This window comes from Pseudoflavonifractor sp. An184, assembly GCF_002160305.1.
Lineage (GTDB): Bacteria > Bacillota > Clostridia > Oscillospirales > Oscillospiraceae > Lawsonibacter > Lawsonibacter pullicola.
In genome coordinates, this window is the sequence record NZ_NFKI01000082.1 from 1 (window position 1) to 9955 (window position 9955).

Annotated in this window: 11 protein-coding genes; 2 read left to right on the forward strand and 9 right to left on the reverse strand. The window is 64.7% G+C overall.

Going from position 1 to position 9955, the window contains the following annotated elements; genetic code table 11:
- The 5 genes from B5F19_RS15685 to B5F19_RS15705 form a co-directional block, all read right to left on the reverse strand.
- Positions 1-105, reverse strand: a 105-nt coding sequence (locus tag B5F19_RS15685) for an AbrB/MazE/SpoVT family DNA-binding domain-containing protein (protein WP_140394266.1), incomplete at its 3' end; no start/stop codon positions are given.
- Between the two features lie 166 nt (positions 106-271).
- Positions 272-2152: a cation-translocating P-type ATPase gene (locus B5F19_RS15690; RefSeq protein ID WP_087292340.1), complete on the reverse strand. Its 1881-nt coding sequence runs from the start codon at positions 2150-2152 to the stop codon at positions 272-274.
- Between the two features lie 160 nt (positions 2153-2312).
- Positions 2313-2984, reverse strand: coding sequence for a PepSY domain-containing protein (locus B5F19_RS15695; protein WP_162612597.1), 672 nt, complete (start codon positions 2982-2984; stop codon positions 2313-2315).
- Positions 2985-3171: 187 nt separating this feature from the next.
- Complete coding sequence (locus B5F19_RS15700) at positions 3172-3336, reverse strand: DUF1540 domain-containing protein (protein ID WP_087292346.1); 165 nt, start codon at positions 3334-3336, stop codon at positions 3172-3174.
- 54 nt (positions 3337-3390) lie between these two features.
- Positions 3391-4248 (reverse strand): hypothetical protein, encoded by an 858-nt coding sequence (locus tag B5F19_RS15705; RefSeq protein ID WP_242972846.1) that lies wholly within the window; start codon positions 4246-4248, stop codon positions 3391-3393.
- A gap of 80 nt (positions 4249-4328) precedes the next feature.
- Between B5F19_RS15705 and B5F19_RS15710 the strand changes: the two genes are divergently transcribed.
- The gene (locus B5F19_RS15710; RefSeq protein ID WP_087292349.1) at positions 4329-4541 is read left to right on the forward strand and encodes a hypothetical protein; all 213 of its coding nucleotides are present in this window, start codon (positions 4329-4331) and stop codon (positions 4539-4541) included.
- 906 nt (positions 4542-5447) lie between these two features.
- On the opposite strand, the gene B5F19_RS15715 is transcribed toward B5F19_RS15710, so the two are convergent.
- On the reverse strand, positions 5448-6275 hold the full coding sequence (locus tag B5F19_RS15715; protein WP_087292352.1) for an enhanced serine sensitivity protein SseB C-terminal domain-containing protein: 828 nt from the start codon (positions 6273-6275) through the stop codon (positions 5448-5450).
- A 145-nt stretch (positions 6276-6420) separates the two neighbouring features.
- Between B5F19_RS15715 and sfsA the strand changes: the two genes are divergently transcribed.
- Positions 6421-7101, forward strand: a complete 681-nt coding sequence (sfsA, locus tag B5F19_RS15720) for a DNA/RNA nuclease SfsA (RefSeq protein ID WP_087292355.1) — start codon at positions 6421-6423, stop codon at positions 7099-7101.
- Positions 7102-7201: 100 nt separating this feature from the next.
- On the opposite strand, the gene B5F19_RS15725 is transcribed toward sfsA, so the two are convergent.
- The 3 genes from B5F19_RS15725 to B5F19_RS15735 form a co-directional block, all read right to left on the reverse strand.
- Entirely contained in the window at positions 7202-7435 is a 234-nt protein-coding gene (locus B5F19_RS15725) for a hypothetical protein (RefSeq protein WP_087292358.1), read from the reverse strand.
- 19 nt (positions 7436-7454) lie between these two features.
- Positions 7455-8807: a TRAP transporter large permease subunit gene (locus B5F19_RS15730; RefSeq protein ID WP_191346206.1), complete on the reverse strand. Its 1353-nt coding sequence runs from the start codon at positions 8805-8807 to the stop codon at positions 7455-7457.
- Between the two features lie 91 nt (positions 8808-8898).
- Positions 8899-9600 carry an RraA family protein gene (locus tag B5F19_RS15735; protein WP_087292361.1) on the reverse strand — a complete coding sequence of 234 codons (702 nt, stop codon included), beginning with the start codon at positions 9598-9600 and terminating at the stop codon, positions 8899-8901.
- Between the last annotated feature and the right edge of the window lie 355 nt (positions 9601-9955).

Below are 9955 nucleotides of genomic sequence, written 5' to 3' on the forward strand. Positions count from 1 at the left end.
CTCCAGGGGGTCGCCCTCCCGGATGCGCATGGTGCGGCGGATCTCCTTGGGAATCACGACGCGGCCCAGATCGTCAATTCTTCTCACAATGCCAGTCGCTTTCATCTATATAATTCCTCCCACGGTGTTTTCTTGAAACCACCCATAGTATCCGCAGGAACGGACTGGCTATGCAGATTTTCACAGGAGAGCGCTGGGAATTGACGGAATTTCATTGGCGGCGGGACAATATTTGGAAGAAGGGCACAGCCGGTTCCGCTCCGTTTCAAATTTACGTTCCGCGCTGGCGGAAGCCCAGCAGGCGGGCGGAGTTGACGATGACCAGCACCGACCCGGCGTTGTGGACCAGGGCTCCCACCACCGGGTTCAGAATGCCGGTGATGGCCAGGAGGATGGCCGCAAAATTCAGGGCCATGGAGAAGGTGAGATTGTATTTGATGGTGGTCATCATGCGCCGGGACAGGCGCAGCAGGTGGGGCAGCTCCCGCAGGTCGTCGTTCACCAGGGCGATGTCCGCCGCGTCCACGGCGATGTCGCTGCCCACGCCACCCATGGCGACGCCCACCAGGGCTTTTTTCAGAGCGGGGGCGTCGTTGATGCCGTCGCCCACCATGCACACCGGGTGCCCCGCCTGCTGGCTGCGGTCGATCCAATCCAGCTTGTCCTCCGGGCGGCAGTTGGCCTGATAGACTGGAATGTCCAGGGCGCGGGCGATGGTGTGGGCGGCGTTCTCGTGGTCCCCGGTGAGGAGCACCGGAGTCACCCCCGCCGCCTTCACCCCCCGGATGGTCTCAGCCGCCTGGGGGCGCACCTGGTCGGCCAGGGCCAGAAAGCCGGCGGCCGCTCCGTCCGCCGCCAGGCAGATGAGGGTGCAGCCCTGCTCCAGCCAGGGCACCGCCCGGGTCGCCAGCTCCGGAGGCTGGGGAATGCCCCGCTCCGCCAGCAGGGCGGGGCTGCCCGCCAGTACCTCACGGCCGTCCACCCGGGCCTGCACGCCCCGCCCGGGGAGCATCTGAAAGGCTTCTGAGCCGGGGAGAGGCTCGCCGGGGTGCTCCTCCCGCCAGCAGGCCGCCACCGCCCGCCCCAGGGGGTGCTCCGACCGGGCCTCCGCTCCGGCGGCCAGGCGGTACACCTCCTGCCAGGTCCGCGCGGGGTCCAGCGAGCACACGGCGGTGACGGCGGGGGTCCCCTGGGTGAGGGTGCCCGTCTTGTCAAAGGTCACCTGGGTGACGGAGGAGAGCCGCTCCAGGGCGTCCCCCTCCCGCACCAGGAAGCCGTGGCGGGTGGCGTTGCCGATGGCCGCCATGATGGCGGTGGGGGTGGCCAGCACCAGGGCGCAGGGGCAGAACACCACCAGAATGGTCACCGCCCGGATGATCTCCCCGGTGATCAGCCAGGTGAGGAGGGCGGCGGACAGGGCGATGACCACGATCCAGGTGGCCCACCGGTCGGCCAGCCCCACGATCTTGGCTTTGCCCGCGTCGGCGGACTGGACCAGGCGGATATAGCGCTGAATGGAGCTGTCCTCTCCCACCCGGACGGCCTCCATGTCAAAGGAGCCGAACTGATTTACCGTGCCGCTGGACACCTCGTCCCCCGGCCCCTTGTCCACCGGCAGGGACTCTCCGGTCATGACCGCCTGGTTGATGGAGGTCTGTCCGGCGAGGATGAACCCGTCCACGGGGACGGTCTCCCCCGGGAGCACCCGGAGCCGGTCTCCCTTCCGGACGGCATCGGCGGAGATGATCTCCTCCCCGGCCTCCGTCAGCCGCCGGGCGGTGCGGGGCGTGAGGCGGACCAGCCGCTCGATGCCCGCCCGGGCCCGGGCCACGGTGAGTTCCTCCAGCAGGCCCCCTAGCTGCATGATGAAGGCCACCTCCCCGGCGGCAAAGATCTCCCCGATGGCCACCGAGGCGATGAGGGCGATGGACACCAGCACGTCGGCCTTGATGTCAAAGGCCGTGACCAGGCCGATGACCGCCTCCAGGAGGATGGGGACGCCGCACAGGAGGATGGCTGCCCAGGCCGGGTGGATGGGAAACAGGGCGGGGTCGATCAGACTGACCGCCAGGGCCAGCCCGGACAGAATCAGAAAGACAACGTCTCTCTTCACGCCGCCCCAGGACGACAGGGACTCCAGAAATCGGATCATGGTGCGCCTCCTTTATACCCATGGGGGTATATGTTTTGACGAAGGCATTATACCCCCATGGGTATCGCCTGTCAAGGGCGCGGACAGACAAAATCCCTCCGCCGGCTGTGCCGGCGGAGGGATGCCGCTTTTTGGGTGAGATACGCCCGAAACGGCGGATTCAATCCCGCAGGTCCGCGTTCCAGTCGAAAATCCGGCCGGTCCGGGGGTCGATCTCAAATTCGTACTTTATGCCCCCGTACAGGAGGTCCCCCTCATAGCGGGTGCGGCCGTCGTCCCCCTCCTCCCACAGGCGCACGTCCGAGGCGGAGGAGCCGGGGACTTTTTCCTGCACCAGGGCGGCCGCCTGCTCCAGGGAGATGGGGTTCTCCGGCAGGGCGGCCAGGTGTTCCTCGTCCACCTCATAGTCCGCCCCCACGATGGCGCCGCCGTCCATGGCCACCTGGAAGTCGTAGTCCCCGTAGCCGGTCTCAAACTCAATGTCGTAGAGGGGGACGCCGTTGTCCCGGTCCCGCTCAATCTTGACGCGGCTGGCGTCCGAGGAGGGCACCCCGGCGTTGTCCAGGGCGATGGCCAGAGCCTCCTGTTCTCCGATACCGCTCTCCTCCCCCTGTCCGCCGGGAGGGGCCGAGGAGTGGTCCGAGGGGGCGGCGGTCTGTTCGCCGGAGGGGGCCGCCGAAGCGTCGGACCTGGCGCCGCCGTCCTGGCTCCAGGAGGACGCCGGTCCGCCGGAGGAAGCGCCGGCGGGAGAAGCGGGGGGCGTTTGGCCGCAGCCGGCCAGGGCGGCCAGCAGAGCGGCCGCCGCCAGGGAGAGAGGAAAGGCGCGTTTCATAAGAGCTGCACTCCTTTTCGATGGGGTCCGCAGGGGACCGGATACCTCCATTTTAGCGGCCCGCCCGAAAAAATGCAACCACAGGACAAGGCCACGGTTCCGCCTGCCCCCTGCGGCGGAGGTTTTACAGAACATTTTCCGGGAAATAAGGAGGGCCGCCTGGCTCAGGCGGCCCTCGGTTCAGGATTTACTTCAGCTGGAAGGAGGCACACTCGGTGCCCTTGCAGCTGGTGGGAGAGCTGTCGCAGCAGCCCACGTTGATGCTCTTCAAAGAGCAGCAGTTCTGGGGGGCGTGGTAGGCGCAGTTCTCCACGGTGCAGTGAATGCTGGAATTACAAGTTTTCTGATCCATTGTTTCAAACCTCCTCACAGTGGATGGAGGTAGTATGGACAGAACCGCCGGCCTTTATTCCTCCGGCCGGTCCGTCTCCCCGTCAGATTCCCCGTCGGGGAGGACCTGGGGAATAAAGTTCCGGGCAAACCAGCCCTTGCCGCGGTTTTTCACGTAAAAATAGCCCACAAAGGAGAATACGGCGGCGCCGATGAAGTTCACCAGCAGGTCCTCCATGGTGTCCAGCAGCCCGATGTCCAGATAGCCGCCCAGACCCAGGGAGATCTCCTCCCCGCCGCCGGTGACCACGATCACGTCGGTGATGTCCCGGATGGCCTGGGCCCGCTGGCTTCCGGTGGGGTCCAGCATGACGGAGGAGATGGCGTTCACAATGGTGTCCTTCTGCATGTCCTGCATAAAGATCTGGTCCATGGCGCACTCGAAAAACTCCCAGAGCACGCCCACTGTCATAGAGAAGCAGAAGGCCACAATGGCCATGTACACCGGGGACAGGGACAGGGAGACCCGCTCGTGGCGGTTGAGCAGGTCCACCAGGGAGAAGCCGATGGCGGCGCACAGAAAACCGTTGAGGGTGTGGAGCATGGTGTCCCAGTAGGGGATAATGGTGTAGTAGGTCTGCACCTCACCCAAGATCCAGGCGGAGAAGATGAACAGCAGAATGACGATCTCCAGCACGTTGGGCAGATCGATCTGGAGCTGCCGCTCCAGAATGGTGGGCATGAGAAAGAGCACCAGGGACAGCACGCAGAAGAACACGTTTTCAAAATTTCCGTGGAGAAACTGGGATATCAGGGTCAGGATGACCAGCACCCGGAGCACCAGGTACACCGCGGTGACCACGCCCTTTCGATGCAGGGCGGCATAGGCGGAGTCCCGAAAATCCCGCCGCGGCTGCGGCCGCTTTTTTGACATAAAGATCCTCCTTGTCACTGGGGGCTGCGGGGGCCGATTCCACCCCCCGCGCATACAATAGGGGATGGAGGTGAACACATATGGATTTACGGCAAAATCAGATCACTGTGGGGGAGCTGCTGCAAAACCCCCGGGCCCGGGCGGTGTTTCAGCGCCGGTTCGGCAAGTGGATGAAGCACCCCATGGTCCAGGCGGCCCACTCCCTGACCCTGGCCCAGCTCTCTGAGATGGCGGCGGTCTACTTACCGAAAAAGACCATCGAGGAGACCATTCAGGAGCTGAAGGGGATTTAATGCGCTGCGGGGGGATTTCGCCGCCTGCGGGCGGCGAGTGACTTTGCCCGCGGCGGCAAAGTCACCAAAACGCCGCCGGGGGACGCGGCCGACGGGCACTTCGTGCCCATAGGACCGCTTACCCCCGGACCCCCATTTACGGGGGTTACCCCTTGGGGTGGGCAAAACATTTCCGGCGCGCAAAATCAGGAGTGCTTGAGCGCGGTCCCGTCCGGCCCCACTGGGGGCCTGAGCGGGAAGAAAATTGGGACTGCTGCGGTTCCGCTTCTGCGCCTGGGTTTGCCGAACCAACGCTCCCGGTTTGTTTCTTGTGTAGGGGCGACCCTCGCGGTCGCCCGCAAGCCTTCCCCTTTAGGGGAAGGCCGATTCCCCCTGACAGGGGGAAATGGCTGAAGGCCAAAAGGGGTAGGGGGGCTGGCCGTAGGCCAGACGGATGAGGGGAACGGCCCTGGTTATGAGAGGGGCCGTTTTCCGCCGTAGGGGCGGCACACTGGGCCGCCCGCCGCCCCCCACCGCACAGCTTGAGCCCCACCAAAACAAAGGCGCTTTCAACCGGGGGAGTGCCGGGCTTTCGACCAATGCCAGGTCAGCGGCAGCGAAAGACGAGGGGCGGTGTGTCGACTGAACCACCCGCGCCTTTGCGTTAACTGCCAAGGCGCCTAATTGGCGGCCCCCGTAAAATGGGGGTCCAGGGGTGGGCGTCATTGGGACAGGAGCGGCACAGCCGGTCCTGTCCCTCTGCGCCCACCCTTGGCGGCTCTTTGGTTCCTTTCTGCCCGGGCAGAAAGGAACCCGCCCTGCGGGGCGGAAACCTGCCCCCTCATCCGCCCCAGTGTGCGCACTGGGGCACCTTCCCCCCAGGGGGAAGGCTAAAAAGGGACGGCGAAACCCCTGACAAAGAAAAATTTACCCCTCCCGCCGGAAGAAGGGCTCCACCCCCTCGGTGGCGGCCTCGGCGAAGCTGGTGCCGTAGGGGATCATATCCACGGGGAGCCGGCCGAAGTGGGGACGGGCGGCCTCGGCCACCGCCTCAAAGACCTCCGCCTGGGCGCCGGTGTGGTCCACCACGATGATGAGGCTGGGGGTGCCGTCGGGGCGGATCATCTGCCGCAGCCACAGGGTACGGATGTCCTCTCGGCCCTGGGCCATCTGAACCACCGCGTCCAGCATGGCCTGGGGGACCTCGTCCGGGTCGCCCACCATCACCTGGGCGTCCTTCTCAATGGTCTCCTGGGAGTAGGCGGCCTGCTGCTGCCGCTGCTGGCGGAGCTGTGCCACCTCCTTCTTCTTGGCGGCCAGGCTCTCCACCGTCTTCCGGTCCAGGGTCAGGCTCAGGCCCAGGGGGTTGACCACAAAGCCGCAGGCCTTCTCGTTGCGCTGGATCAGGGAGACGTAGTCGTCAAAGCGGAGCACCACCGACTGCACCGGCTTCTGGCCGGCGAATTTCCGCAGCTCCTCCGCGTCGGTGAAGGCGGGGAAGAAGGGGCGGCCGTCCTTGGTGGTGATGAGCTGGAACTGGATGGTGGCCTGCTTCCGGGCGGAGTCGGCCTGCCCGGGCTGCTGGGGGGCGGGGGTGACCACGGCGGGGGTCAGAAAGACGGCCCGCTCCACCACCAGCCCCAGGACCTTGCCCTGGTTCTGGGGGGTGTTCTCCTGGTGCAGGGCCTTCAGGGCCTCCACCAGCTCGGGGTTGGTGATGGGCTTTTGATTGGGGGTGGGTTTCTGGTTGGGCATAACAAGGGCCTCCTACATATAAAAAGATAAGATGGGGCGGCGGGGAAAGAACTTGCCTTCCGGCCGGGCCCGGAGTATACTGTTCCAACAGCGGACATATTCCGCTATCTGTATATCATACCAGAAAAGGCCGGAGGAACACAAGATGCAGTATCAGAAAATTCATCCAGCTGTTTTTCGCGCCCGGCCCAACCGCTTTGTGGCCCAGGTGGAGCTGGCGGGGGAGACGGTCACCTGCCATGTCAAAAACACCGGCCGGTGCCGGGAACTGCTGGTCCCCGGGGCGCGGGTCTATCTGGAGGAGAGCGGCAACCCCAATCGAAAGACCAAATACGACCTGATCGCCGTGGAGAAGGGGGAGCGGCTCATCAACATGGACGCCCAGGCCCCCAACCAGGTGTTCGGGGAGTGGGCCCGGGCGGGAAAGTGGGTTCCGGACTTGACCCTGCTGCGGCCGGAGACGAAATACGGGGCCTCCCGGTTCGACTTCTACTGGGAGGCCCCGGGCCGCCGGGGTTTTGTGGAGGTGAAGGGGGTCACCCTGGAGGAGGACGGGGTGGTCCGCTTCCCCGACGCCCCCACCCTCCGGGGGGTGAAGCACCTGGAGGAGCTGATGGCCGCCAAGGAGGCCGGCTATGAGGCGGCGGTGTGCTTTGTGGTCCAGATGGGGGAGGTGCGGTGGATGGAGCCCAACGACCGCACCCACCCGGAGTTCGGGGAGGCGCTCCGCCGGGCCGCCCGGGCGGGAGTGCAGGTGCTGGCCCTGGACTGTGATGTCCGGCCGGACCGGCTGGACATCGCCGGACCGGTGGAGGTGCGGCTGTAAAAGAGGGAGAGACGGCGCCGGTTTTCCGGCGCCGCCCGTCGTTACGCCGGGTGGGAGGACCCGGGCGTTTGGATATGGGAAAGAATGTGTGGTACAGGGATCAGGACTCGCTCTTTTTGCCCTTCTTCTTCCAGATCAGGCTGTAAATCCAGGCCAGAGCGCCTACGATGGACATGGCGGGGAAGGCGAAGGCGTCCGCGGTGGTCTCGATGGTGGTGATCATCTCGGGCATTCCCACGATCAGGCAGATGGCCTGGCCGAATACAAAGACCAGAGAGCCGATGGCATAGACCAGCAGGCACAGGCCGATCAAAATATGAAACAGTTTCTGCATACAGTTTGCCTCCTATCTGTTACGGTACCGGCAGAATCCCAACGGCCACCAGGCAGCCCATCACCACGATGGGGGCCACAAACCAGCCGATGAGGGGCAGGTAGATCTTGGGCGGGTCGCACTCGGTGAGGCCGCAGGCCACGAACAGAGCGCCGGAAGCGGGAGGAGAGGCGCCCTCGGTGGAGGAGATCATCAGCAGAGCCGCAGCGGTGGTCAGGGGGTCGAAGCCCACGCCCACCAGGACGGCATGGCCGACCACGCCTACTGCGGTCAGGGTAGCGGTGGAGGACAGAGGACCGGCCACCACGGCCACCAGGACATAGACCACGATCAGGGTAATGATGGGGGACAGATTCATCTGGTCCAGCACGGCCACTACGTCGTCGCCCAGGCCCAGCTTGGTGATGGTATTGCTGGCGGCGAAGATGAAAAACAGCAGGCCGCCGGTGTTGGCGATGTGGGGGATAAACTTCTTGACAAAGTCCTCCCAGCCGGAGAACTGTTTGACGATGTTCTTGCCGTCCAGGATCAGGATGATGCAGATCATCAGGGTGGGCAGCCAGACCAGCAGGTTCACGCTGTCCATGGCGGACTCCCAGGCCTCGGAGCGAGCCACCAGGGCGTCGAACAGGGGGCCCATGGTCAGAGCCACGGGGATGATGGCGCCCAGGAACAGGGTCAGATTGATGCCGTACTTGCGCAGGACCTCGCCAATGGTCTCAGTGGAGCCGCTGGAGGTGGGCTGCAGGTGGTTTTTGTGCACGACATACTGGATGTAGACAATGCGCCACACCACCTGGTACAGGCCGGTGACAAACAGGGCGATGTACAGCTGGCCCTCAGACACAAAGCCGGCCACGGTGGGGAAGCCCAGCACGATGAACAAGCCGGCGCAGGGCGGGAAGCCGGCGCCCAGGCCGCCGTTGGCGGCGATCAGGGTAGCCGCCTGCTCCCGGGTCCAGCCGGACCGGAGCAGCCACTCGGCGGTGAAGGCGCCGGAGGTGGCGGCGTTGGGGGTGTTGCCGCCGGACATACAGCCCAGCACGGAGGACAGGCCGGTGTTTACATAGGCCGGGCCGCCCTTCAGCCGCCCGAACAGGCGGGTGAAGATGTGCAGCATTCCGTCCAGCACATGGGAGTGCTGCAGCAGGAACGACATGACGATGAACGCCAGCGAGGCGTACAGCACCTCATAATTCAGTACGTACTCCAGACTGCCGACCAGCAGCCCGGGGCCCGCTTCCACCCCGCCGAAGAAGGGCAGGATGATCATGCTGATCAGGGCGGCCTCCACGATGTTGCGCTTCAGCACCACGGCCCAGATGATGATCAGGGCAATGAACACGATCAATGCCAGCAGACCAGGTCCCATAAATTTCATCTCCTCATTCTCTCATTTTTGATTCAGCTCCCCGGCCGCCGCGGCGGCTGAAGCTGTGGGGCACAAAGAAAGGTGCGGGGAATCAGGGGTGATACACGCCGTCGATGATCTCGTAGCCCTTCTCCTCCAGGGACTTCTCCACCCAGCCGCGCTTGGCGGTGCCGTCCTTGGCGGCGGCCAGCTTGCCCTCGTCGGCGGCCTGGAACTTCTTGGCGTCCTCCAGGATCACCGCCGCGTCCTTGCGGGGGATGACGATGACGCCGTCGGGGTCGGCCAGGATGATGTCGCCCGGGTTGACGCTGACGCCGCCGCAGGCGATGGGCACGTTGATCTCACCGGGGCCCTCCTTGTAGGGGCCGCCCGGGGTGGTGCCGGTGCAGTACACGGGGAAGTCCCAGTTGCCGATCTCGTCGATGTCGCGGATGGGGCCGTCCAGCACGATGCCGGCGATTTTCTTGGTGTAGCGCAGGTAGGCCATCATGATCTCGCCCATGAGGGCCCGGGTGTCGTCCTCCTCGTTGGACACCACCAGCACGTCCCCCTCGTGGCAGAAGTTCAGGGCGGCGTGGAGGGTCAGGTTGTCGCCGGCGCGGCACTTCACCGTGTAGGCGGGGCCGGCCATCATCTGGGCCTTGGGCTGACTCACCAGATGGATCCGGGGGTTCATGGCACAGCTGCGGCCCATCACGTCGGCGGTGTTGGAGGCCGGGATGGACTTGAACTGCTCCACAATCTCGGGGTCGGGCATTTCACGCTGCAGATAGATTCTCTTTCCTACGCTCATAATGAAACTCTCCTTTTTTGTGTATCTGGGTATTTGTATCTTTGACTTTGGAGGGGGAGGCTTGCCGCTTCCGCCTTTTTCGTGCTCTTCTTTACCGCAGGGGCCTTTGTTTCGCAGGGGATTTCGCCGCCATCTCCGCGCTAAGAGCCGCCGCTGCGCGGCGGTTGCGCTCCGAACCCCCCAGGGGGCCTTCTCTTGGTCCTTCGGACCAATTCACCTTGTCGCGCCTGCGGGCGCAGTGCGGGCGGCGAGTTTCTTTCCCAGCGATGGGAAAGAAACCAATGGCCCAGGCCACCCTCTCTTGCCCCTTCGGGGCAATTCACCTTGAGGATCGCCGGGGGACGGCTCAGGATGG

Bases quoted from the DNA above. Each gene is read 5' to 3' on its own strand.
- B5F19_RS15690 (WP_087292340.1), bottom strand. From the start codon at position 2,152: ATGATCCGATTTCTGGAGTCCCTGTCGTCCTGGGGCGGCGTGAAGAGA.
- B5F19_RS15695 (WP_162612597.1), bottom strand. From the start codon at position 2,984: ATGAAACGCGCCTTTCCTCTCTCCCTGGCGGCGGCCGCTCTGCTGGCC.
- B5F19_RS15700 (WP_087292346.1), bottom strand. From the start codon at position 3,336: ATGGATCAGAAAACTTGTAATTCCAGCATTCACTGCACCGTGGAGAAC.
- B5F19_RS15705 (WP_242972846.1), bottom strand. From the start codon at position 4,248: ATGTCAAAAAAGCGGCCGCAGCCGCGGCGGGATTTTCGGGACTCCGCC.
- B5F19_RS15710 (WP_087292349.1), top strand. From the start codon at position 4,329: ATGGATTTACGGCAAAATCAGATCACTGTGGGGGAGCTGCTGCAAAAC.
- B5F19_RS15715 (WP_087292352.1), bottom strand. From the start codon at position 6,275: ATGCCCAACCAGAAACCCACCCCCAATCAAAAGCCCATCACCAACCCC.
- sfsA (WP_087292355.1), top strand. From the start codon at position 6,421: ATGCAGTATCAGAAAATTCATCCAGCTGTTTTTCGCGCCCGGCCCAAC.
- B5F19_RS15725 (WP_087292358.1), bottom strand. From the start codon at position 7,435: ATGCAGAAACTGTTTCATATTTTGATCGGCCTGTGCCTGCTGGTCTAT.
- B5F19_RS15730 (WP_191346206.1), bottom strand. From the start codon at position 8,807: ATGGGACCTGGTCTGCTGGCATTGATCGTGTTCATTGCCCTGATCATC.
- B5F19_RS15735 (WP_087292361.1), bottom strand. From the start codon at position 9,600: ATGAGCGTAGGAAAGAGAATCTATCTGCAGCGTGAAATGCCCGACCCC.